Raw genomic sequence first — 23,254 nt, forward strand, 5'->3', positions numbered from 1 at the left:
GCATTGCCCCCGGCCGCCCAGCGCGACGAGTTCTGGACCCGTGATCGCACTATCTGGGTCCGACGCACTTCCACGGGCGAGGTCATCAAGAGCACCTATTGGAGACAAGGCCAGCTGATCCAGAGCGAATACGAGCTCCTCTGCTGGTTCGCGCGGGACACGACGCTGGAACGGCTCATGCGCGAGAACAGCCCGCACATCCGCCGCGCTTTGGACTCAGGGCGCTTCACGCCTCAGCAGGTGTCGCAGTGGACGATGATGAACCCGATCATCTTCGATGTGCACTACGCCATCACGAGCTGGCTGGGTTGGTTCAACATGGCAAGGCCCATCGATTGGACGAGTGCCTTCAGGCATCCAATCACGAATTCGATCGTCGAGGGGTCGGCACGCGACAGCTGGCACATGCGCGGTGGAGCGATCGATGCACGTATTCCCGGTGTGCCGATCGAGCAGTTCGGCCGCTTCGCGCAATGGCTCGGCGCCGGCGGTGTCGGAGTTTACGTAGGCAAGTCCTTCACCCACACGGATTCCGGTCGCGTGCGGAGCTGGCGCTCTTGAAGTCCCTCGATGGCGGCCGGGTCGGCGGCGGCGGCGGCAGCGGTCCAGTGTTCGTCTTCGGCTCGAACACCGCTGGGCGCCACGGCAAGGGCGCCGCCCTCTTCGCGCGCCAGCGGCGCGGCGCGATCTATGGCCAAGGCGAGGGCCTCCAGGGCAACTCGTATGCGATCCCAACGAAGGACCAGCTGCCGGATCGAACGCTGGTGCCACTGTCCCTTCCCGAGATCCGGAAGCACGTCCAGCGCTTCCTGGCCTTCGCCGCCAGCCGGCCGGACCTCCAGTTCGAAGTGACGCCAATCGGCTGCGGCCTGTCAGGCTACAAGCCCGCGGAGATCGGGCCGATGTTTGCCGGCGCGCCGAGCAACTGCGCGCTACCCTCCAGGTTCCTCGAGGTTCTGAGGGTTGAGTCGTCGCCGAGACCAGCGATCAAGTTCCCTCGAGCGATACAGCGTAGCTAAGCGGCGGCAGGTTGCACCGACGGCTGCTGTCGACCTAGCGAGATATACCGTTCGACAAATGGCGCTGGGCGCCGGGCACCGACATATTTCGTCCTGGGCGGGTGTCCTTGACGAGGAGTCGAACGATGGCAACCAAGAAGAAGGCGCCGCAGGCCAAGCTGTACCCCATCATCTACGTGCGGGGCTTCGCCTTCACGGCAGATGAGCGGGACCAAACAACTGCGGACCCCTATTGCGGTTTCAACATCGGATCAACCGTCTATCGCGCTACCGCCGACCGGGAGCGGCCGAAGTCGTACTTCTTCGAGTCGCCTTTGGTTCGGCTCGCATCCGACTACGGATACCGGGTCTTGTACAGGGACGGCCTGGAGATCCTTGATCCGGCCTATCGGATGGGGCCCGATGGCGAGCTAAGGTTGACCGAAGGCATCCCACTTGCGTCGATCGTGATTCATCGCTTCTACGACGCCGGATCAAGGCTGAAGGGGGACGGCAAACCTGAGTCCATCGAGCACTATGCGGCGGAGCTCGCGCAGCTCATCGCGCAGGTGCGTGACCTCGTGCAGGTACAGGCCAAGAAGGCAGACCCGAGCTACACAGACGAGGACTTCAAGTGCTATCTCGTCGCGCATTCCATGGGAGGGTTGGTTGTACGCGCGTTCCTTCAGAATGCCGCGCTCGAGAGGCCGATGATCGATGACAAGCCCGTAGCTTCCGTTCGCGGGTGCGTTGCGAAGGTGTTTACCTATGCGACTCCGCACAATGGGATCGAAGTTGGAGGAATCAACGTCCCCGGATTCCTCGGCGATGCAAGCAACTTCAACCGGGACGTGATGCGGAAGTACCTGGCGCTCGAAGCGGATCACGAGGTGAACTTCCTTCCTCAATCAATCTCACCTACGCCTGAAAACTGGTTCTGCATGATAGGGACCAATCGCCTCGACTACGAGACCGCGGCGGGCCTTTCGCGCACCTTTGTCGGACGTGGAAGCGACGGGCTCGTTCGGATCGAGAACGCGAGCCTTTGGTACAGGGAGCGCACCGACGCCGGAGCGGTCATCGAGAAGCCGGTGGCCTGCGCATACACTTACCGAGCTCATTCGGGCGCCTTTGGGATAGTCAACTCCGAAGAGGCGTATCAGAACCTCACTCGTTTCTTGTTCGGGAATTTCCGAATCGACCTTTGGCTTGACATCGCGGACGTCACCTTGCCGGCGGACGTACTCGCCGAAGAGAAGAAGGGCCGCAAGATTGACGCCGTCTATCAGACAGAGCTCGTCGTCGCCACGCGCGGCAAGACCTGGGCGCTCAGCCGACGCAAATCGGAAGAGGACTCTCCCGCCTGCCGTACCTACCAGCAGATCAAGAATCGAGCGTCGAAGGTTGAATCGGTCCACCTCTCCACGGTTTTCCTGTCGAAGCTTGCCAAGGTAAACGCAAAGCGTGCAGGGATCTCTTACTCGGTCACGCTGGGAATCCGCGCCCCAGACTACGAGGTGAACAAGGCCTTCTGGGCCGACGGCCACTATGAGGGCGTGACGCTGTTCCGAGATTCCCTCATCGTGACCATCTTCGAGCCCGCAGAGAGCCAGACAGACGATCCCGGTAAGAAAGCCGACCTCAAAGTGCTTCCGGGTATCTGGAAGGTGCACTACGAGTGGCTCAAGATCTCCGAGGACACCGACATTCCGGAGCGCGAACGCAAATGGACCGAAGAGTTTGCGCCCGAGGACTTTGATGGCAAGACACTCACCGTGGAAGTCGCGCTGCACAAGGACGGCACGACAGCCAAGACTGGTGCAGTCGCGGCGAAGCTGCGCATGGTGGCGCAGGCCTGGAGTTGAGTGATCCTGGCCTCGGATCCAGAAAACATCCAGCAGGATCCGACGGTTCGGACCTAGCATTGCGCCATCGCACCGGCTCGCGCGCGCGGGTGCATTGACCATGCGAGGCTCCATGACCAAACCTGACTCCCCGGAAATCGCCATCGTCCGCCTTGGTGAAGGCGACCAAGCCCAGTTCGCTATCGGCGCCCTGCCCCGCGCCGGCCGGCTGCCGTTCAGCAAGGTGGAGGTGCATGCCACCCATTTGACCGTGACGGGTCAGGACGGCATCGCCGAGAAACTCGGGTCCGAGGTCGAGCCGCTCAGCCCTGAGGTGATCGAGCAACTGCTGTCCGACAAAGGGCTGGTCTTTGCCGAGCTCGACGAGAACACCGGCGCGCCCGTGGCCACCGACCGCATGAAGGGCTGAGACCGGTCGTGAAAGATGCAGAAGTTCGCGGCACTCCGCCAGCTGTCGATGTCGAGGTCCGGGGCAAGAGCCCCAAGCTGTTCAAGGCCGCGGCGCTGTTCGCCACAGGACTTGCGGCGACCGCAGCACTGATGGGACCAGGTTCCCAGAAGATAGCCGACCTGATCGGAGACATGCAGGCGCGCGGCGACCTGGCCAAACAGGCCGCGCCGGCAGCGACGGCTTCGGTCGCAACGCCGACGGTTGCAATCTCCTCTGCGCCAGCTCCCGCGCCCACCATGGACGACATGGACCAAGCCCGCGTTCAGATCCTCAGCAGACCGGTTCCGTCGGACACGCGGGCGGCGGCCGAGATCAGCCGCGCAATACCGTTGCCGAAGGACATGACGGTCGAGCTCCCCTCGGCCGAACAGACCAAAGTGCTCGGCTATGGGCAGTTCGCGCCGATTGCGGCCCGCGTCTTCAACAACGCCACGAAGCAGAAGGAGACACACTGGACGCTCCACCCGTGGGACGTCGCACGCCTGGCCGACCAGGCGTCTGCGGATCTGTACCAGGAACGCCGCATCCGCGTGGAGCCCCGCCTCATCGCTGGCGCGTACTTCACCGAGAGCAGCGGGGTGGTGCAGGTCGGGTTCGATCGCAAGGGCGTCGAGCTGCTCAACAAGGGCAAGAGCATCGACGAAGTCGTCAAGAGCGGGGCGAAGGCGAGCTTTGGCCTCTTCCAGATCGACCAGCAGCACGCGGGCGCCACCGACCTGGATCCGGTGCGCGGCGCCAAAAAGGCCGCCGAGTTCCTGGCCGAAGCTCAGGAAAACCTGAAGCGCTATCCGCAGCTCGGCATGCTTGCGGTCTCCGCCACCTACAACGCGAGCAGCAGTCTGCGCGCGAAGATCTTCACCGGCGCCGAAATGGACGCTCGCGAACTCGAATCCTTCGAGGGCGTTCGCAGTCACGCTGCGAGCATGGCCTACGGCGCGGCTCTCTACGACGTTGCGCATCGCACGTATCGGCAGCACCTGGCGCAGGCCCACAAGATGGGCGTGCCGGTCGCCGTAGCCGCAGACACGGTGAAGCGCGCCGATCCGCTGCAAGGCGAGCGCGTCGGCGCCGTCCTCGCGTTGACTGGGCGCACGCTCCATCCGGCTGACCAGGCCGCAACGCCACCGCCGCCGGCGGTGGCGACTCCATCGGTACCGACCGCCCTAGTGGTCTCCGTTGGGAGCCCGCCGCCTTCGGCGCCAAATCCTGCGCCAAGTGCCTATCCGAGCCGGTCGCTGAGCACGGTAGCAGGCGCCAAGGCTTCTGCCCCAACCAAGCCGTCGCTCCGCGATGCAATCAAGGTGGCGGCTGCTGGACAGGATCAACCGAAGGCCGCTCGCACAGCGCCGTCCAGTCGCAGCGACGGCGCGTTGCAGAGGGCTTCGCGAGCACTTGGTGCTCAGCCCGTCGACCACTTCATCCTCGGGGTCGGCCCGAGGCCGGAGGCCCGTATCACGATGCCTGAGCGCGCCACCTTCGTCCCAGCAGAGGGGCCGTCTGCAGAGCGGGCAAAGGAGGCCTTCGAAGCGTCGGTCGCAGGATGGAAAAGCGGTGCCGCGGCAGTACTGAGCCGAGTCGCTGCCTTTCATGAGCAGCGCACCCGGGAGATGGCAGGGCAGCGCGACGGGCCGTGAGGCCGGGCTGCTTCGGCGGCGGACCGTGCGCGAGCTGCAAGATCAACGCAGTACCGCCTGCAAGAGGCGTGATCCCCACCGGACAACGCCCCTACTTCCTCTCGGCGGGCAATGCTCTCCAAACGGTGATCGCCACCACAAACAGGGCTACCGTGAGCAGCATGGAAAGCCCCAAGTAGCCGGCCTCCAGGCGGCGCTCGACCGTGCCCTGCGAGGCCTCGGTCCACAGAATCTCGTAGCCACTCACGAACTCGGGGCCGCCATAGTGCCGGACAGCCTCGGCGATGCTCTTGCCGCGCACTCGCTCCAACCCCATGGCGTGCAACTCGCCGCGGACATGCTTGTGGCGTTCTTCCAATGGCCCGTCGGGCGGGTACTCGAAGACGTAGGTGCCCACCATGTCTCGATACAAGAAGAAGGCCGCGAAGGCGAGCCCCAGCATAACAATGCTAAGGATGGCGAGTCGCTGCTGGCGCAGCGCAGTAATTCGCTTGCGTATCAGCAGGCTCAGCGCCAGCAGGACGACCGTGGTGGCGAACGAGACCATGCCAATCGGGAGATCCGCGCTACCAATGGGCGGTGCCAGTCCTTTGAGGAAGGCGTTGAACAGCAGCATCGTGGCTCCGACCGCGCTCGCGGCCGAAACGATGATGCCAGCTAGGCTTGCGAAAGGTGCTGCGGAGGCCATGCGGAGAAGCATTGCTATCGGCCGACTTCAGTCACGCCTTCGGGCGCGATGAAGAGCAGGTTCGGATCAGGGGCCGTGCTCATATGGCCGTGCACTGGCGTATGGCGCTTCACCTTGCGCGCCATTACCAGGTCGGTCATGGAGTCGTCTTGGTACTGCGGCCCCACCCACAGACGCATCTCGCCGCGCGGAACGACCCCGGTCGTTGGCGATGTCGGCTTCTCGAACGTGAGCCTTCCCAGAAGTAGGCGGATCAAATCCCGGTCATCGGGTCTGTCGATCAGCCCGGCCGGAAGCATGTAGACACGCAATTGTTTTACGTGGCGACCGCTCTTGTCGTGCACTGTGACTGTTACCGTGCGCCAGTCGAAGGGACTGTACCCTCTGACCAAGCGTTCGTTCATGGATTTCACTGGCTGTGCCACGCTGTTCAGACGTTCGATCTCCCTCGGGCCAATTCGGCCCTGCTCCGCGAGACGCCTCGCTTCAGCACTGGCGCTGCGGATGTAGTAGCGCGACAGGGCCAGTTCGGCCGGGTGCATCCTATCGGCCTGCTGCACGACTAGCCTGGCGGTTTGGTCGACCTCTCTCACCAGGGCACGGTGTCGCAGAGCATCGTTGCGGCTGGGAAAGGCTCGGTCCGGAACACGGGATGCTCGATCGAGGCTGGCGAGGTCGGCCGCGATCGCTGCGTTGTGGCGCGCGACTTCCCGTGGATCCTGCGCCTGCGTCTGTGCCGGGGCTGGGGCTGGGGCCGGTATCGGGGCAACGGGCCCGGGCTGGGGGGCGCCCGTCGGGGGCCGCACCCCGCCCCCGGGGGGCGCCGGCGTGGGCTTGAACACGTCCTCGCGTGGTGGCTGGCCCGGTAGAGGTTCGAAAACTGGCCGCTCCCCTTGGGGTCGGACCACCACCGGTGGCGCGCGCTCCTGTGTAGGCGGGACAGCGACCGGTGGGGGCCGAGGTGCTAGAGGCGGGAGCGCCACCGCTGGAGGAGGAGCTGGCGGACGCGGCGGCTGGGGCGGGGGTGCGGCCGGAGGGGCTCTCCCGGGCGGATCTGCGGCCCGTGGCTGGATTTGTGGCCACGCGTCGCTCGTGGACAGCAACATGATCAAGAGGATCGGCAGCATTCGCATAACGATCTCCTGCATTGAGAGGGGAGCTACTGTAGGCCTTGCCGAGCGTATGCGCATCCCCCGAACGACAGGTGGCCATCGATGGCCGAAGCGAACAACGGCCATCGTCGTTCGGCTCGACCATCGGTCTCGATGATCACACCGTCCGGGCGCGCATTCCCCAATGCCAATGCACAAACGAGGCGGCGTAACCTCACCCCCGGGCTTCATCCCCGCTCAATAGACGACCATGCCTGGTGCGGTCTCCGGTGCAAGGCTAACGCGTTTGTCAAAGAAGACCGTATGTCAAAAGACATTCCGAGTGCCGCTTAAGGAACCTGTTTATTCGACTACTGGCTCTTGCCCATCGCCCCGCGTGAGGATCAGGTGCAGGCGGTAGTAGCCAAAGTTGTCCTCGAAGATATGGTCCCACGGGTAGATCAAGATGTCTCCGCTTGCCGTGGCTCGCCGTGTCTCCCGCCCCGTGAGAAAGAAGGCGTTCTTCACGTGCGCGGGATAGTTGGCTAAGGCCCTCGTGCCAGGCTCCTTGATCCACCTCTCCTTGTGATCACTGTTCCCGCTGTAGAACGCCTTTCCGGCGGCTGGCAGGCTGATCAGCACGCCGCCTTCTTGTTTGGCCTTGTGACCGGACCCTGGATCTTCGCCGAAAGGATCGCGGCGCTTTGTCTTGACCTTCTCCTCCTTGAACTTCTCCTTCGCAAAATTTTCCGCAGCGCCGATCACTGGAGCCAGCTCTGGCATTCCAAATATCGACGCGGTCAGAACTCCGCCGGCGGCAACCAAGCCGATGAACGCCCCCACCCCTTCGTTCTTCGTTTCCTCAGCAAACGAAGCAAGGCCTGTTGCCGAGACAACCTCGATGGTGTCGGTTTTCTGGACCCCCGAAATCAGCACGCCAACCGGATCAGCCGCACTAAGGAAAACTATGGTGGCGATGGAATTATCTGCAGCGTCCCAGCTCACGGACTTCCCGAACCCTTCCGGGCTCTCGCCGACCGTAACCATCGTTGACCTGGGTTTGGGCTGGCCGGGCTTCGCGAATCGGCCAGCCAGTGTCTTCGAGGCAGGTATCGCGCGACGCGCACCGAAGAGCGCGGTATTGCGCCGCATGATGGTACTTCCGGTCGCTCCCAAGACGCCTGTCTTTAGGATCTGGGCCTGTTGAGTCTTCAGGGCTTGGAGGAAAGCTGCGTTCATGACATCTCCTTTGCGAAAAAAGGACAACGCACCACGGTGCGAAGAGACGTCGAAACGATCCGGTCACATTTTGGAGCGCCGAACGTTCAAGGTGTTGAGCCACACGTCCCCTCGCAGCCGAGAGAAATGGTGACTGCTCTTGCGAGCTAGGACAAGACGCCTTCCGATATAGGTCCGCATCTCCGCCGACGCGTCCAGATCAAATGATGAAATCTCAGTTGGCGATATGGCAAGCTACGCTCGCTTCGGTTGGACGGCGTGCCTTGAAGCCTATCCCGACACCCGTACCAGCTTGAACTGCGGCGACTGCTCGCCGCGCACCGAGGTCTGGATGGCAGCCACCTTCCCCGGGACCACGGCGCCCAACACGTCCTTGTCGATACGCATCTTGCGCACCGTACCGTCGAAGTAGAGCGAGTCCAGGCCGAGCAGAATTTTGGTGCCGGTGTTCGCCAGGAAGTCCTCGGAGAAGTGCGTGGGGCTCTGGCTCGCAGCGATCAGCGCGATGCCGAACTTGCGTGCCTCTTTCGAGATCTTGTCGAGCACGTTGGTGTCCTTGTCGGCAAAGAAGTTGTGCGCTTCGTCCACCACGATGAGATCGCGCACTTCAGCTGCACCCTTCACGATGCCCTTCTCGCGCGCCGCCTCGAAGATCTCTGTCAACCGGGTCCAGACAAACATCTTCTGTTCGGTGCTCGATAGCGCGGTGAGGTTGTAGCGCCATACCGGCGCCGCGTCATCGAAGGGCGGCTCGGCACTGCGATAGATTCCGCTCGCGACGATCGTCTCCAGGCGGTTCACGATCGAGCGCATCGTATCGAGCGTGTCGTAGCGAATGAGCGCGTCCAGTTCCTTGCCCGTTGCGATACCGGTCACGTAGTCCGTGAAGGTCTCGATGACGCCCTCCATCCCGTGCTCGACTTCCCTCTTGGCCTCTTCGACGTCCTCACCGTTGGCCAGGCCTGCGCCCAACTTGCGCGCCTTCGCCTGCCAGGCGACGACCTTCTTGTTGTGCTCCTCGAGGAGCCGCGTCGCCTTCGTCCCACCGCCGGTGGTCAACGAGCGGAGACGTGTCTTGGCGAACGCGGCTGCGTCAGCGAGGGATGGATAGTGCTTGCCAAAACGCTTCTGCGGATATCGCTTCAGCGGGCCCTCGTGGCGATCGGTCCACCAGCACTTCGCGTCCCGGTCGAACTGGAACGTGATCCCAGCGGCGCGCGCAGCATCCTTTGCGCCGTCCTTTGACTCGAATGGCACGTCAAGGTAAATCCGGCCCTCGCCATGCGCGGGCATCTCGCCCGGCTCTTCGCGCCACGTCGACGCGTCGTCGGCACGGAACCCGTGCTGGGCGTAGAGATCCTGCAGCAGGTTGCGCAATGAGGCGACCTGACGATCACCCATCGGGGTGCGACTGGAGTCGTTCACCATTTCGATGAACGCCTGGATTCTCTTTCGGACGCCTCCGTAATGCGGGTTGGACGATAGCTTGAGTGGGTTGATCCCGTAGGGAGTCGACTCGGAGAAGATGACCGTCGACGTCTCATCGAGTTCGAGGTCGCCGTGCACATCCATCAAGTGAACGCGGACCCCGCGCTGAGCGCGCGTGACCTGGCGGACGATCCGACGCAGTGTGAATGTCTTTCCGCTGCCGGATTTACCTGCAAGCAGCATATGGCCGTTGACCGCGTCCGCCTCCGACCAGGCGACGGGGACCTGCTGGCCACCTTGGAGCATCGGGTCATCGAATCCGAAGATGATGCGCATGACGGCCGGGGACGCAGCAGCATGTGCGGCCTGCGCCGTCTGGGCCAGGGGCCTTGTCGTGAGTTCGACATCGGAGATGGCCACGGAGGTCGCGCCCCCTAGAACTTCGACGTCAGGCCCACGCTGACCTCGGGGGCCGCGAAGTGTCGATCACTGCGAGCGGCGTCCAGCATGCGCGAGAGCTGGATGCGGGTCTGGGCCATCGATAGGCCGAGGTTCGGGTCGGTGACGAGCAACCGCTGGGTCAGCTCAGCGTCGCTTGCAAAGAACTCCGCGCGGTCGTCAAGGACGACGATTTCCTCGAACGTCAACTCCGCAACGTTGGCCTCGCGCCGCGTCTCGTTGATCCATTCGAGAGCCTGGCGGATGAAGTCAGGCGCCGGAGCATCCAGGTCAACGAAATACGCCGGCGCCTGAATGACTCGATCCTGCAGGTCTCCGAGCAAGTGGGCCAGCGTTCCTTGATCGAACTTGCGCCGCCAAGTTGAATGCACCAGGATGCCCACTTCCGGGCGTGAGGCGAGAGCGTCGCACAGCTCGTTGAGCCACACCAGCCGCCTTTGGGCCTTCAGCTGCACAGCCAGCAGCGGCCCGCTCGCTGGTCGATCGGAGATGTGGATCGCATCCGATGCACGATGAAGAACGCCGTCGAAGTCCAGGCAAAGGATCGATTGGCAGTATGACTGGAGCGGCGGCATGAGCATCTTAATTGTTCGCACGATTCTACTGGGGCGGTGAATTATCTAGGCAGCTCCAACAGTGACGGAGGATGTTTTGCGATGCGCTTCCGATTGCATGGCGACCTCTTGTTTCGTCCCAGGTTCTGTCGCGAGATGAAGCTCGAAACATTGCACGCAACAATGCCTCATTTTCGTAGCATGGCCCTTTCACAGATGGAAGAGGACGCCCGACCCCCCTGGCGGCATGCACATGGATCTGATCCGAATCACTGACCCGCACAAGCGAGAGCTTGCGCTTCACATCGGCATTGCCGGCGAGGCCGGCATCTCTATCGGGCAGTTGATGGAGAAGTGCGCACTGGTGCAGGACGCCACCACGGGCATCGAGCGCACCGCCGTGTGGCGCCGTCTGAAGCAGCTCGCCCACGAGGGTCTAGTGCAGCTGATCGACCCAGGTAGCCGACGCAACGCCTACTACATCCCGACGGACACACTGCGCCGAGCCGCGCTGCACATGCACCTCACGTCACAGGTGTCGGGTCGCGAGCGCGTGGCCTACGACAACGGGGTCCTGGATGACTACGTCCCCAACGAAACCCGCTACCTGCGCTCGAACGAGCTGGCCGGCTTGCACGTTGCCTGCGCACCCGGCACCTGGGCGCGCGGCGCGCGTCAGGACCGCGAGATGCGCCGTTTCATGAGCGACCTCTCGTACGCATCGAGCCGCCTGGAGGGCGTCGACTACGGACACCTGGCCACGAAGAACTTCTTCGAAGAGGATTCGCCGATCACCAATCTGGCTCCCCGGGACCGCAAGGTGCTGATGAACCACTTCCAGGCGGCCAAGTTCATTGTGGAAGGGATCAATCATCCGCTTCGCGAGGAGGACGTGGGCATCACCGAGCACGACATTCGCAGCGTGCACGCCATCCTCTCAAGCGGCTTGCTCACGAACCCGATGCGCCAAGGTGCCATGCGCGCGACCCAGGTGCGGATCGCGGGCAGCAGCTACATCCCGCCCACCATTCCGATGGAGATCAAGCGCCTGTTTAGCCTGGTGGTGCAGAAGGCTGCGCAGATCGCCGACCCCTACGAGCAGTCCCTGTTCCTCCTGGTGCACTTGCCCTACCTGCAGCCGTTCGACGATTGCAACAAGCGCGTCGCGCGCCTGTGCACAAATGTTCCGCTCCTTCGCAACGGCATCCTGCCGATCAGTTGGCTCGACGTGAACAAGGACGAGATGGAGCTGGGCCTGGCCGCGGTCTACGAGCAACAGGATCCTCGGATCCTGGCCGAGGTCTATGTGCAGGCCTGCCACCGTTCGTTCGAGAGCTTTTCGATCACGCAGTCCGCGCGCGATCCGCACGAGATTGACTTGCGCTACGACAGCGAGCTGCGCCAAGCCGTTCGTGGTCGAATCCTCGAAGGTGGCGAGGTGAATGTGCCGTCCAGCGTCGATCGGGCTGATTCGGCCGAGTTCATCGAGCGGGTCACACAGATCGTCGGCGCCTGCATCGACAACCCATTCGTCGGTGCGCCGTATGGACTGCGGCTGCTCGACATTGACCGGTTCACCCAGCGCGCGGACTCAGGCGTCGAGCAGCCGGGCGAAGGATCGCGACACGCGCCTTAGGGCGGTAAACCGATGCCGAGTGCCTTCCCCGCCCCCAGGGCTCGGGACTCGCCTCTCGGTGCGCGGGCACTTGACTTGGAGAATGCTCGGGCCTGGCTGGCCTTCCGTCCTTGGGCTGATCGCACCCAGCACAACGTTGGGGCTACGGGTCAGCTCTTGAGCCAAGCTTCGAGCGCGGCCGGGATCGTTCTACCTGGCGATGCCGGGAGGAAGCCTCCGCCATTCCAGTCAGCGGGCCCGATGAGGTAACCACGCCAGGGCGCAAAAGGCGGCGCCTCATAAATGACGAACGCGTCGTCCTGGGCGTCCGCCCGGAGAGGGTGGGAAGCGCGCCATTGGCGCAGGGTATCGGGAGGAAGGGGAAAGGTTCTCATGGGGGAGATGTTATGCACGCTCCACCCCCCGACGGGGCCGCTTTTCCCGATCCACATGCGCGGGAATCCACCCGTGAAGGAGGCGAAACCATTCGCGGCGCGCGCCGCAAGCATCACCCCATCGGCCTCGCGCCGGCACCGGCAGGAGCTGCCTCCTGCGCCTCCCACCCCAGCTCCTCGATATCGCCTGCAAGCAAGCGCCGGTAGAAGCTGCCAGCGTAGCCCGTATTGGAGACGCACCTGTTCACCTCCTCGAGCGGGAAGCGCCCGGTAACGACAACTAGGTCGTCCGCGAACTCTTCGCAGCCGCCGGCGCGCAGCTTCTGGGTCGTGTTCTCGTACCAGGATGCCACCAGCTCGGGAACGCCGTGTTTGTGCAGCGTTCCTTCGCGTGTGTCGATCGCCAGGGACAACTCATCGAGCACTCGCCCCACGGGCACCAGGTCGCCTCCCATGGGCGGCTTGGAGTGCAGCACGTACTGGCCGCAGTTCAGCCGGTACTCCACGATCAACCCCGCGGGGCGTCGTACTGACACGGCGCCGCGTCGATCGCAGCTTCGACCGCGTCGAATGCGCCCTGCGGACCGAGCCGGGCAACCAGGAACTGCACCTGGGTATCCACACCATCGTTGTTGACGTCGGACGCCTCCATCGAGATGAGGTCGATGTCCTCCTCTCGAGCTTGGGTCGGAATCGCGAGCTCGGCGGCGGAATGGACCGCTTCGTCCAGTGCCTCGGGCGCGAGCTCCGCGTCTCGCATCATTGCGCTGAGGAACCCCACGATCTCGTCGTTGCTGACGTAGGTCCAGGCCTGAACGTAGGCTCCCTGCGCGGGAAGCTCGGGATCGTCCTGGGAGATGTTCACCTGGGCGTTCTCGTCGACCTCGAGCTCGCCTTCGCGTTGGCCGCTGCGTGCGTATTCACGGAACACATCGCGCGGTAGATCGCCCTGGCTGGCGAGCGGGCGCGCGACGGAGATGAATCCGGTTTCCGAGGCCTTCCTCAGGGCGAAGGTCTCGATGTCGTCGTAGTAGCTGGAGCCGGGCTCCTTCCCGGCGGCCAGCCTGCGAGCGAAGTCAGCCTGGAACTCACCCGCCCAAGCAGCGTAGAGGCCGTAGCGATCGCGTGAATCAGTGGGCACCGCCAGCTCGGCACGGGCGACCGTCTCGGCGATGTCGATCAGTGGCTCGACGAGGACAGCGGGAATCGTGTCGATGGGCGTGGCAGCGGCGACACCCTTCGCAAACGCCTTTTGCACGACGTCACGCCACTCGCCCAGCGAAGGCGTCGGGCCGGACAGCGATTTCAGGAGTTCGTCGCACTCGGCGATGGACAGATCGATGGTCTGGAGAGGCATGGCTTTTTCGGGGAGGGGTTAGGGATTGAAAGGGCCATCGCGGCTCGCGCTCGGGTGGCCACTGTTTTGGTCGGCGGCCTAGCCGCGCGGTGCGTCAGCCAGTGCGGGCTCTTCCCGCTGGACCAGCGCCTGGAACAAGTTGCTTCGCGGAGGGGTGACCGCATTGGCCGGCCGCGGCACCAGGTCTTCACGAAAGCCCAGCTTGTCGTGCAGGTCCTTGGACATGCCCTGCAAGCACGTACCGTGTGCGTGGACCCAGTCGTACGCCTCCGAGTCCGCCTGATTCGGCTTGCGGAGATGGAAGGTCAGCGTGTCGTGGAACTCGTGCGCCCAGGGATCCGTCTGGGGCGACTCGCTCCAACTCTCCGACGGCCGGGCAAGGGCTACCGGCTCGACCGGCGCGCCAGCACCGGTGCGGAAGATCTCGAGTCGCGGCGTCATCGGCTCCCCGTTCGGCTGCCTCGAGTTCATGACGGCAATGACTGGCATGCCGCGAAGGAACCCCGTCGCGACGACGGAGGTATTCGGGTTGGCCGCTTTTGCGTCGAACAGCACGAGGGTCGGCTGCTCGTCGCTGGCTTTGCCTATCCGAATGATCGGCTGGGCATTGGTTTCGGGACTTCCGTTCATGAACATTCTCTTTCTCTTGGGTGTGGTGAATGGGTCAGGCCGCGGCGCGCTCGGCACTCGGCTCGTCGTTGGCGGCGGGTACTTCGGCCTCGGCGTGTTCATCGGCCGGATCAGGCTGGGGGACCGGCTCGACGGGGGCTCCCGCCGCGGCGGCGGAGATGGCCTGGCGAACCTGGTCGCGACGCTGCGCGGTCTCGGCGCGGATCTGCGCAAAGTACTCGCGGCCCACTTCCTTCGCGAGAGCGCGCTGCTGCATGCCCTTGGCGTAGATCTCCAGGCCGGTACCGTGCACGAGGAGGCTCAGCGCGCGGTCCAGTAGCGCCGGCTTGGTCGGGTCGAAGCCGAGCTTCACCGCGACGTAGCCCTGAGGGATCCCGGCCGAGGAGGCTGCGGTTGCCTCGTCGCCGATGTCGGCGCGCCCGTTGAGACCGATCGCGGCGCGGCCCGTGCCGAGCCGGCCGTTGCGCGACAGGACGCCGAGGGTAACGTTCAGCGGGTCGCGCGCAGGCGTGGCGCGATCGCCCAGGGCCTCCTTGCGCATCTTCACCTGCTCACCGCGCATCAAGCGCAGTGCGCGGCGTGCATCCTTGGACTTGGTCAGCAAAAGCAGACCTTTGTCGTTGATGAGGATGCCGTAGGGCTTGTTCGACGACATGAACTCGGTTTCGAGCATCAGGCCGTTAGCGCCTTGAGCTTCCACCAGGCGCTTCACGAAGGGCTTGATCTGTCCTCCCCAGACGCGCATGGGCATGAACTGCGCGCCGACGTGGCTCATCGTCGCCGGCAGCAGCACGCCGCGCTGGCGCATGCCCTTGTCATCCGTGTAGATGATCGAGCGACCGACCCGCGACTTCACCGACCAGTCGTAGGCCATGTACATGTTGCCGCCCAGCACATAGCCGGAGCGACGATGTTGGCCAACCGGCGCCAGGTCGAACTCGTCGCGGGTCCAACCCACGCGGGGCTCGTTGCCGAAGACGCTGGAGAAGCGCCAGCCCGTTTCGTTGGGCCGCTGGAACTGGCCAGGGCGAAGGCGGGAGTAGGCGTTGGTCATCAGGGTGCCCGCGACCTCGCCCTTGCGCACATCGCCGCGCACTTCCGAGAGCAGCGCTCGCAGCGAATACTCGATGGGACGCTCTTCGCCCGGGAACACCACGGCGATCTTCCACTTGTGCGGCAGGATCAGCTCGCGCGCCTCGGCGGGCAGCTTCATGTTGACGATCACGCCGGTTTTCGCGCGCTCGATCACGACACCGTTGCCGTCGACCTTGGCATCCTCGACGAAGAGCCCGCCGGGCACCAGGCCTTCGATGTGGTCCTTCAGCCATTCGGCGCGCAGATGGGCACGCTGCGCCGGCGGGTTCGTGAGCACCGCCTCTTCCGAGTTCGTCATGCCGGCCGCGACAGCCGCCATGCTGACGATGGCCTTCATGCCGGCGTTCAGCTTCGCCACAATCTCCGGCTTCCAGGAAGCCCGGCCCTCCTCGTTGAGCTGGAAGTGTCCGCCCTCCGCGGCGAGCACCTCGCCGCTTACCGAGGCCGCAGCCACGCAGGCCGTCCACGACATCGGCTTCAAGTCGACGTTGAAGGCGATCTTCCGGATGTAGACGGGTCGATCGAAGGCGGAGAGCAAATCGTCCTGCTCGGTCGCGCTCCCGTCTTGCTGGCCGCCGGCGGCGAGGTCACTCACCTCCATAGTCGCGGCTGCAGTTGGCGCCGGCGCCGCGTCGGCGGCAGCGGGGGCAGGTTGCGCCGCGCCGGCCTCGGCGGTCGTGAGGGCGTCGTTAATCAGGGCCTCGGCCATGTTCTCCCGTTCGCCCGACGTATCGCCGAAGAACACGCCCGAGAACTCCTCCTTCGCGCGCCAGTCGTACTCGCGCGTCTTGAGCGGGTTGGTACCGAGGAGCTCGTGACGGTTGAAGCTCTCGTCGAAGCGGTTGAACAGCTGCTCGTACACCTGGCGCTGCTCGGCCACTTTCAGCAGCGGCAGGCGCATCAGGAACATGTTCACGCCGGCGACGCCCGGGATCTCCAGGAAGTTGTCCGGCAACGCCAGCTTCTTCGCCACCAGGGGCTCGTCCTGGACATAACTGCGCACCGCCTCCAGGCCGATCGAGTTAAAGAGGTCGGGCACGTCCTTGATGAGCATCGCGTTCTCGCGGCTCGACCGGACGTTGGCGCTCATCTTCTCCAGCTTCCGGTTCTGCATCATCACGTAGCGCAGCTCGCCGTAGATGCCCGTCGTGCAGGTTTCCACCAGCGGGAAGGTGACCTGGTCGTAACGGTTCACGCGGCCGATCAGCTGGATGCGGTCGGTCACGTTTTCCGGAATCTGGTGCTCCAGCAGCACGCGGCGCGAGCGATCCAGGAACTGGGGAGACGCGTGCATCGAGGCGCCCGTGGCCGCCGACCGATTGATCAGCAGCGTTTGGATCTCGCCGTTGTTGAAGGCACGCTTGACGGCGTTGACCGCGCGCTTGCTGCGCAGGCGCGGTACGACCTTCCACATCTTGTTGTCCAGGCCCGGCTCGTAGGTCGGGACTGTCGAGTTGGCCACGTTGCCGACCTGGGGCCCGAGCATCCGTCCGCGATCGCCCGGCTCGGAGTCCGCGAGTGTTGCAGTCGACGACTGCACCGGTGCGCTCGGCAGCCGCTCCAGCGAGAAGGAGCGGCCGGTGATCTCGCCCACGGTGATGCCCGCGTCGCGCAGCTTCTGCTCGATGACGTCGAAGGCCGACACCGGTAGCTCGGGGATGGCATTGATCAGGCGCTCGAGCTCAGCAACTCCGTTCTGGAAGTGCTGGCGATCTGCGTCCGTCATGCCGGGCAGATCCATGATCGGCACAGTGCGGCGTGCCGAGATGACCTTCTTGCTGCGCGCGCTGGCCTCCTCGACTTCCGGTGCGGCGGCGGCGATCGCCTCGTCCAGGTTCACGGCGTCCGCGTCATCGGGAGCGGCGGCTTCGCCGTCGGCCTGGCGCTGCAGGGTGCGCAGGAGGCGGGACTCGCGTTGGGCGGCTGCCATCTCTGCAGTAGGGGCTGCCTCGCCCTCCTCGCCTTCAGCGTTCATTGCGGCCGCTGCGAGTGCGGCGGCGTCCGTCAAGGCCAAAGCGCCCTCCTCGGGCTCGTCCGGAATGTCCTCTTCCGTGATCTCGCGCTGGACGACGGTGGTCAGGCGCGGCATCAGCACTGCACGAACCGCGTCACGGATCGTCGGCATCTTGATCATCGAGGGCAGGCCGCCCGCAGTGCGAGGGACAGTGCCCTCGCCTTGGGCGTTGGTCTGCGCCATCAACATGCGCGTGAGCGCCTCGTTAGTGGCTTCCGACACGATGACGGGCTTCAGCCCGGCGCGGATGTGCTCGATCGCGCGGTCCGCGACCTGGTCGGCGTTCAGAGCACCCTGTACGGCCTTCATCACCTGGTAGAGCACCGAGCCCGTGCCGAAGCTCGAGCTCATGATGTTCGCTCGGGCAACCGGCGTCTGGGCTGCCGCGTTCGTCTGATCCACCATCGCAGAACGGGCTTCCTTGGCCTTGCGCAGCACGCTGACTGCCTCGCGGTTGCCGCGCATGAAGATCTGCGACATGTCGCCGGCCAGGTAGGTTGCAGCGCCCAGTGCTTCGGCAACCGCGTCGCTCACGCGTTCGTTGTGCGCGCGGCGCTCCTCGACCGTGTACACGCTCACGTCCAGCTTCGAGAGGTCGTGCTCGCGACGGATGAGCGCGCCTTCGGCCGCCAGCATCGAGCTCAGCACTTCCGAGAACGACTCGCCACCCTTCTTGATCGCGGCGGCCAGCGAGGCCACGTTCACGCTGTCCGGGAGCGCCCGCTGGTAGATGTGCAGGTTGTCTTCCGTCTTGCTCCAGGTCGCCGAGGCGTACTGCACGCCCTTGGCGAGCCGCGCCATCTCGGAGATGTGGCTGGCGATCTGGCTGTCCGAGCCCGCGGCCACGTGGGCCTCGTCGAAGATGATGAGCGCGTTGCCGAGCTGGTTCTTCACCCACTGGGCCTTGTCGCTCTCGGCGCCGGCGATCTGCGAGTAGGTCAGGAAGCAGGTGTTGAGCCCGGCCTCCTCCAGCTTCATGCCCCCGTCGACCATCGCCTTCGTGCGCGCGGCGGCAAAGCCCTCGGCCAGCACCACCGGCTGCTCGCCGGGGCCCGGCTCCCAGGTGATTTCGCCGTCGGTGTTCATCACCATCGGGCGCACACGATCCCATTCACCGATTGCCTTCAGGTCGCGCGCCAGGTCGGAGAAGAGATTCGCCTTGTCGGTGACGAAGAAGACGGGCTGGTTGCGGCGCAGCGCCCAGGCCATCATCGCGGCGAGCTGCCGGCCCTTGCCGATGCCGGTCTCGTCGGCCAGGATGCTGGCGTAGCCTTCCAGCTGGCGCACGATCATCATGGAGATGCCGTCGACCTGCTCGGGCGAGAGCCGCTTGGCCAGCGCGTTCTCGCCCCAACCGAGCTCGCGCGTCACGAGCTCGTCGACCTGGCCGTAGAGCGACTCGATGCGGGTCATCGTCGCCTGCAGCGGCGCCTGCATGTTCGAAGGCACCATGGTGCGGGCTTCGCCGACGCGGGAGAACGCAATGTACGGACGCTGGACGCGGCCTTCCAGCGCGGCGCGCTCGACGTCCACACCCTGTGCCTGGGCGTCCAGGACCTCGGCGCGCGCCATCGCTTCATCGACAGCGGACTTCAGGTCGTCCCACGAAGAGATGACCGGCAGGTTCGTGATCGGGGCTGGCAGATCCACCCGGCGGTTGACCACCGAGAGGATGCGAAGGCCCGGGTTGTTCTCCGGGACGCCGGCCTTGCGCGACAGGATCGGAGCGGTCTCGAATGCGCTCTGGATCTGGTAGCGCTCGTTGACCATCTGCAGGAAGGTGCGCGACGCCACCGACAGCTCGCCCGGCACCGCATCGGCGGCCAGGACGATCACGGCGCGGCCGCCTTCCTTGAGCGATCGCAGCGAGTTGATCGCGAGCATGTAGTCCGTGCGCCGGCCATCGGCGCCGAGCACGGGGTCGGCATTGATGAACATCGCGTCCGCGCCGACTTCTCGGCCAGGCGAGAATTCGCCTTCCTGCCATTCGGTGCTGGCGCGCAGGTTGACGACGCTCGAGAGCGCCGACATGTCCTTCGTGCCGCGATACGCACGGACGTTGGTGCCCTCCGGAAGGAACGCGAAGCTGGCGCCATCGAAAGCGTTGGGCACCACGACGGTCAGGCCATCGGTGTCACCCAGCAGGCGCTGGCTTGCCACCGAGATCGGCGCCGGCATCGTGCCGGTACCACGCAGGTGGCCGCGGAACGGAGGCAGCATGTCCGTCAGACGTGCGGATTCGCCGTAGGCGTCCTGGGCGACCTCGAAGCCGTCGCGCAAGTAGCGCAGCAGCGAGGTCTCGATCGCTGCGTGCACTTCGTCGTGCTGCTCGATCGTGAAGCTCGGAGCCTGCTCGCCGTTGACGGTGCCGTGCAGGGCCTGGAGGAAGCGGTCCTGGTCTTCGCTGTGCTGGACTTCGCCGAGCACCATCGAGCGGACAAAGCCGTCGGCGCACTGGACCATCGACAGGGTGCGGAACTCGTCGGTACCGCCCTTCGGGAGGCGCAGGAAAACGTGGGGCTGGCTCGCGTCGGATTCATCCACCCGAATCTCGGCGCCCTGGCCCGTGACCTTGATCACATAGCGGGAGCCGGCGGCTTCGAACACACGTTCACCGTCGGAGTTGCGGCCAAGTAGGACCGCGTTGTTGATGTCGATCGCCGCGGCGCGCTCTTCCTTGCTGGCAGGGCGCTCGTCGGGCTTGCGCGCCGTTTGCAGGTTGAGCATGTAGCTCTCCGGCGTCATCTCGCGGACAGCTGCATTCGGGAACACGGAGCGGAAGTCCGAAGGCTTCGGACGCTCGCCCGGCTTCACGCGCCGGACGAGGTACTTGCGTGCACCGCCTGGATGGAAGCCGAGCTGAGCGATCGACTTGTTCCAGGCAGGGTTGAGGTAGGACAGGCCCGTGACGAACAGGTGCAGATGCGGATCGCCACCCACCTCGATCGTTGCAATCTTCAGACGCGCACCGGACGCGTCGTTGAGGTCAATCCACTTTGGCATCGCGCCCTACTCTCAGAAAAAAGTGCGCACCCTCTGGGATGCCCGGGGATCCGGGGCCCAGGGGTGCGGCTTGTTCAGGGAAGAATCAAGGAGAAACTGGATTCGTTCGGAATCCGAAGGGGCCTGGCGGTCCCGTCAACCCGCCAGACTCCTTCCCGGCCTTTCAGCCGCGGGGGGTAGCTGCGGCAGCGGCTTCGGCCGGGTCGATGCTGTCGCTGTGGGCATCGCCGTCGTCGGGAGCTTGGCTGGACGAGTGGGCTTGGGCGTCCTTGTCCTTGTAGTAGCTCTCCAGGCCAGCGGCCGTGTACACGGCGATGTTGTTGATGTCCTCCCAGTCGAGCTGGTCCTTGCCCTGGAAGCGAACGGTCTTCGCCTTCGGCAGGCCTGCCGGCTTGCCTTCGCCGTCCAGCAGGATCTGGCCGTCTTCGCCGGCATAGATCGGGGTGAACTTGGCGGATGTGGCGGCGCCGGCCGGCTTCACGCTGATGAACGACTTGTCGCGATCGAACGGCTCGCCATTGCCGATCTTTTCACCGGCGCGCACCTGGCTCACATAGATGTCGATCGGTCCGTCGCCGTGCGACAGCGCGTTCGCTGCCAGCAGGCCGATCACGTTGCGGCCGAGCTGCTGGTCCAGGCGGACCTTCACGCTCTCACCGTCGGTCAGGCGCACGGTGGCGATCGGATATTCGATCGGCTGCGCGCCGGGAGCGGTGTACGAGTCGGTGCCCACCTTCACGCTCACGACGTTGCCGGTGAGCTGGCGGGCCAGTTCGTGTTGGCCCTGCTCGTTCTTGTAGAGGAAACCAGCGAACTTCAGATCGGGGTTGCGTTCGACTTCGGCGGCCGACAGGTGCTTGTTGGTGCGCTCGACCAGCGAGATGAAGATCAGGTTCTTGCGCTCGGTGGTGTTCTTGGTGATAGCCATTTGTTCAACTCCTAAAAATGAGAACAAAGATGAGACCGCACACGTTTTGAATGTTCGCGAGGCTTGTGCGGCCTCATCTTTGGCCACGCGAACACGTTTGGGGATGGAGCGCGCCTATCCGCGCGGCGCCTCCGCCATCGGTTCCTCCGCGAATTCGTCCGCAGCTGGCGCTTCGGGGTCTGCCTGCGGCAGTGCGACGAGTGGGAAATGGGTGTCGACGTAGCGCTCCATCTCTTCCTTGAGCGGCTTGTCGATCCGGAAGACGTGCTGCTCGGCCATGTAGGCGTCGAGGTCGATGCCGAACTCGTCGGCATGCTCGGCCAGCTTGTCTGAATCGATCTTGTCGGCCTTGAACTGCTTCAGGTCGACGCCCAGCGACTTCAAGTGAGCGGCCATGCGCTTCTCGTCGTAGCCATCCTTCTTCACGACCTTGGCGACCTGTTCGGGAGTGAGGTCGGCCTGGACCTTTTCCGCATCGATCTTCAGGTTCGAGGTGAGCGCGCCGGCGCCGGGCAGGACGATCTTGTGACCATCGAGCTTGCGACCGTCGAGGCCCAGGATGAGTTCGGCGCGCAGTTCCTTGGCGCGGTCATCCGCCGCCTTGGCCAGCGCCGACACGTTTGCCATGCGCTCAGCCAACTCGACATGCTTTGCGACGAAGCCTTCGGAGTCGGCGAGAACTGGCGTGCGGATGTACGGCGGCACCACGTTGTGCATCACGCAGTCCCATGCCCAGTTGCCGGCGTTGCGCACGAGTTGCTTCAGCTCCTCGCTCACTTCCACCACGTCGTCCTTCAGACGCCAGTTCGCCCAGTCGAATTGGCTCAGCATCAGGCCGTGCAGCTCGACACCCTGCTCTTCGCAGAGGATCGCGCCTTGGGCGAGCTGGCAGCCGTACTGGAAGTGAATCTCGGCGTCGTCTTCGACCCTGCTCGGCGCCTTGTAGTCGATGAGCCACCGCGACATCGCTCGCTCGGCGGCCATCGGCCGGGTCGCGGCCAGCATGCGCGAGGGCAGCTGCGCCACTTCATCGGGGCTGTAGCGCATCCACGGAAGCGACCCTTGGGCTGCCTTCAGCGTTTCGAATGCGGGCAGGTCACGATGGGCGCCGTACTTCCTATAGAACATGGAAGCGTGCCGGTCCTCGTTCTCGTGACCGCGAGTCATATGCTCGTTGGTCTCGTCGGGAACCTTGCGCATCAGCTTGCCCAAGACGATGTCGTGTGCGCTGGCCATATGGTCGGCGCGGACGCCGTGCTGATTGCGCACCAGGACGCCGATCTCCGAACCGCCGAAGCCGTTCAGGCGAATCGCGTGCCAGATGGCTTGCTCGCCATGAAGTTCGACCACGCGGCTGATCCACTGACGAGCGTCCGATTCCTCGATTAGATCGCGTTGCGGAAGGGCGTTCACGAGCGTCCACACCTTGGCAGCGACTGCTGCCTTTTCGTCGGCGCTCAGCTGGCGGTCCAGTTCTTCCATGTCGTTCGTACGTCCTCGATCCGTTGCACTTCCGACTCCAACGCTTCGTTGCTGCCGGTCATTTAATTGTTTGTGAGCATAGCTTGACGCGGGGAATTTTCTTTTTTTGTTTTTGGTTCATGGCTGCGTTGCAGCGCTGCAACCCCATGAGGGCTCGGTACGAATGAAGTGTTCACGGCTGACAGCCCTCGGACTCGTACGGCTGGGCGCGCCCAGGCGACGACGGTCGATTCCCTGGGCGACAAGTCGGCCGCTCGGGCGAGAAAAGTCACAGATCGGGGACTTTGTTAAGGCTGAGTTCGGTCCGTCGCTGTAGGTAGCGTCTTAC

The 23,254-nt window shown here is 64.4% G+C and carries 17 protein-coding genes; 6 read left to right on the plus strand and 11 right to left on the minus strand.

All coding sequences use genetic code 11. The features are described from left to right. Positions 1–3 precede the first annotated feature (3 nt). From ACSQ89_RS41915 to ACSQ89_RS41935, 5 genes are all read left to right on the plus strand, one after another. Positions 4–561 carry a YcbK family protein gene (locus ACSQ89_RS41915; protein ID WP_436298033.1) on the plus strand — a complete coding sequence of 186 codons (558 nt, stop codon included), beginning with the start codon at positions 4–6 and terminating at the stop codon, positions 559–561. Continuing rightward, positions 558–1,019 (plus strand): A1S_2505 family phage non-structural protein, encoded by a 462-nt coding sequence (locus tag ACSQ89_RS41920; protein ID WP_436298034.1) that lies wholly within the window; start codon positions 558–560, stop codon positions 1,017–1,019. Before ACSQ89_RS41915 ends, ACSQ89_RS41920 begins: the two co-directional genes overlap by 4 nt. A 125-nt stretch (positions 1,020–1,144) precedes the next feature. Further along, positions 1,145–2,863, plus strand: coding sequence for an esterase/lipase family protein (locus ACSQ89_RS41925; protein WP_436298036.1), 1,719 nt, complete (start codon positions 1,145–1,147; stop codon positions 2,861–2,863). Between the two features lie 112 nt (positions 2,864–2,975). Next, positions 2,976–3,272 (plus strand): hypothetical protein, encoded by a 297-nt coding sequence (locus tag ACSQ89_RS41930; protein ID WP_436298037.1) that lies wholly within the window; start codon positions 2,976–2,978, stop codon positions 3,270–3,272. A 278-nt stretch (positions 3,273–3,550) separates the two neighbouring features. Continuing rightward, the gene (locus ACSQ89_RS41935) at positions 3,551–4,948 is read left to right on the plus strand and encodes a hypothetical protein (protein WP_436298038.1); all 1,398 of its coding nucleotides are present in this window, start codon (positions 3,551–3,553) and stop codon (positions 4,946–4,948) included. 91 nt (positions 4,949–5,039) lie between these two features. Here the strand turns inward: ACSQ89_RS41935 and ACSQ89_RS41940 are convergent, their stop codons facing one another. The 5 genes from ACSQ89_RS41940 to ACSQ89_RS41960 form a co-directional block, all read right to left on the minus strand. Continuing rightward, entirely contained in the window at positions 5,040–5,564 is a 525-nt protein-coding gene (locus ACSQ89_RS41940) for a hypothetical protein (RefSeq protein WP_436298039.1), read from the minus strand. Between the two features lie 86 nt (positions 5,565–5,650). Further along, entirely contained in the window at positions 5,651–6,178 is a 528-nt protein-coding gene (locus tag ACSQ89_RS41945; RefSeq protein WP_436298040.1) for a hypothetical protein, read from the minus strand. A 912-nt stretch (positions 6,179–7,090) separates the two neighbouring features. Continuing rightward, on the minus strand, positions 7,091–7,966 hold the full coding sequence (locus tag ACSQ89_RS41950; protein ID WP_436298042.1) for a hypothetical protein: 876 nt from the start codon (positions 7,964–7,966) through the stop codon (positions 7,091–7,093). A 270-nt stretch (positions 7,967–8,236) separates the two neighbouring features. Continuing rightward, positions 8,237–9,730: a helicase HerA-like domain-containing protein gene (locus tag ACSQ89_RS41955; protein WP_436298043.1), complete on the minus strand. Its 1,494-nt coding sequence runs from the start codon at positions 9,728–9,730 to the stop codon at positions 8,237–8,239. Between the two features lie 98 nt (positions 9,731–9,828). Next, a complete protein-coding gene (locus ACSQ89_RS41960; RefSeq protein ID WP_436298044.1) occupies positions 9,829–10,428 on the minus strand; it encodes an HAD domain-containing protein in 600 nt (199 codons plus the stop codon). A 232-nt stretch (positions 10,429–10,660) separates the two neighbouring features. On the opposite strand from ACSQ89_RS41960, the gene ACSQ89_RS41965 reads away from it, so the two are divergent. Next, positions 10,661–12,043, plus strand: a complete 1,383-nt coding sequence (locus tag ACSQ89_RS41965; protein ID WP_436298045.1) for a Fic family protein — start codon at positions 10,661–10,663, stop codon at positions 12,041–12,043. A 487-nt stretch (positions 12,044–12,530) separates the two neighbouring features. On the opposite strand, the gene ACSQ89_RS41970 is transcribed toward ACSQ89_RS41965, so the two are convergent. The 6 genes from ACSQ89_RS41970 to ACSQ89_RS41995 form a co-directional block, all read right to left on the minus strand. Then, entirely contained in the window at positions 12,531–12,953 is a 423-nt protein-coding gene (locus ACSQ89_RS41970) for a hypothetical protein (protein ID WP_436298046.1), read from the minus strand. Further along, on the minus strand, positions 12,926–13,774 hold the full coding sequence (locus tag ACSQ89_RS41975; RefSeq protein ID WP_436298047.1) for a hypothetical protein: 849 nt from the start codon (positions 13,772–13,774) through the stop codon (positions 12,926–12,928). The genes ACSQ89_RS41970 and ACSQ89_RS41975 overlap by 28 nt, the downstream gene beginning before the upstream one ends. Before the next feature lie 78 nt (positions 13,775–13,852). Then, the gene (locus ACSQ89_RS41980) at positions 13,853–14,410 is read right to left on the minus strand and encodes a hypothetical protein (protein ID WP_436298048.1); all 558 of its coding nucleotides are present in this window, start codon (positions 14,408–14,410) and stop codon (positions 13,853–13,855) included. Positions 14,411–14,438: 28 nt separating this feature from the next. Beyond that, the gene (locus ACSQ89_RS41985) at positions 14,439–20,516 is read right to left on the minus strand and encodes a strawberry notch C-terminal domain-containing protein (RefSeq protein WP_436298049.1); all 6,078 of its coding nucleotides are present in this window, start codon (positions 20,514–20,516) and stop codon (positions 14,439–14,441) included. A gap of 163 nt (positions 20,517–20,679) precedes the next feature. Next, positions 20,680–21,444, minus strand: a complete 765-nt coding sequence (locus ACSQ89_RS41990) for a hypothetical protein (protein WP_436298050.1) — start codon at positions 21,442–21,444, stop codon at positions 20,680–20,682. A gap of 114 nt (positions 21,445–21,558) precedes the next feature. Then, on the minus strand, positions 21,559–22,926 hold the full coding sequence (locus ACSQ89_RS41995; protein ID WP_436298051.1) for a hypothetical protein: 1,368 nt from the start codon (positions 22,924–22,926) through the stop codon (positions 21,559–21,561). Positions 22,927–23,254 lie beyond the last annotated feature (328 nt).

Origin of the sequence: Variovorax sp. LjRoot175 (genome assembly GCF_964253805.1) — a bacterium.
Classification (GTDB): domain Bacteria; phylum Pseudomonadota; class Gammaproteobacteria; order Burkholderiales; family Burkholderiaceae_C; genus Variovorax.

Bases quoted from the DNA above. Each gene is read 5' to 3' on its own strand.
- ACSQ89_RS41925 (WP_436298036.1), top strand. From the start codon at position 1,145: ATGGCAACCAAGAAGAAGGCGCCGCAGGCCAAGCTGTACCCCATCATC.
- ACSQ89_RS41930 (WP_436298037.1), top strand. From the start codon at position 2,976: ATGACCAAACCTGACTCCCCGGAAATCGCCATCGTCCGCCTTGGTGAA.
- ACSQ89_RS41935 (WP_436298038.1), top strand. From the start codon at position 3,551: ATGGACGACATGGACCAAGCCCGCGTTCAGATCCTCAGCAGACCGGTT.
- ACSQ89_RS41940 (WP_436298039.1), bottom strand. From the start codon at position 5,564: ATGCTGCTGTTCAACGCCTTCCTCAAAGGACTGGCACCGCCCATTGGT.
- ACSQ89_RS41945 (WP_436298040.1), bottom strand. From the start codon at position 6,178: ATGCACCCGGCCGAACTGGCCCTGTCGCGCTACTACATCCGCAGCGCC.
- ACSQ89_RS41950 (WP_436298042.1), bottom strand. From the start codon at position 7,966: ATGAACGCAGCTTTCCTCCAAGCCCTGAAGACTCAACAGGCCCAGATC.
- ACSQ89_RS41955 (WP_436298043.1), bottom strand. From the start codon at position 9,730: ATGCGCATCATCTTCGGATTCGATGACCCGATGCTCCAAGGTGGCCAG.
- ACSQ89_RS41960 (WP_436298044.1), bottom strand. From the start codon at position 10,428: ATGCCGCCGCTCCAGTCATACTGCCAATCGATCCTTTGCCTGGACTTC.
- ACSQ89_RS41965 (WP_436298045.1), top strand. From the start codon at position 10,661: ATGGATCTGATCCGAATCACTGACCCGCACAAGCGAGAGCTTGCGCTT.
- ACSQ89_RS41975 (WP_436298047.1), bottom strand. From the start codon at position 13,774: ATGCCTCTCCAGACCATCGATCTGTCCATCGCCGAGTGCGACGAACTC.
- ACSQ89_RS41980 (WP_436298048.1), bottom strand. From the start codon at position 14,410: ATGTTCATGAACGGAAGTCCCGAAACCAATGCCCAGCCGATCATTCGG.
- ACSQ89_RS41985 (WP_436298049.1), bottom strand. From the start codon at position 20,516: ATGCCAAAGTGGATTGACCTCAACGACGCGTCCGGTGCGCGTCTGAAG.
- ACSQ89_RS41990 (WP_436298050.1), bottom strand. From the start codon at position 21,444: ATGGCTATCACCAAGAACACCACCGAGCGCAAGAACCTGATCTTCATC.
- ACSQ89_RS41995 (WP_436298051.1), bottom strand. From the start codon at position 22,926: ATGGAAGAACTGGACCGCCAGCTGAGCGCCGACGAAAAGGCAGCAGTC.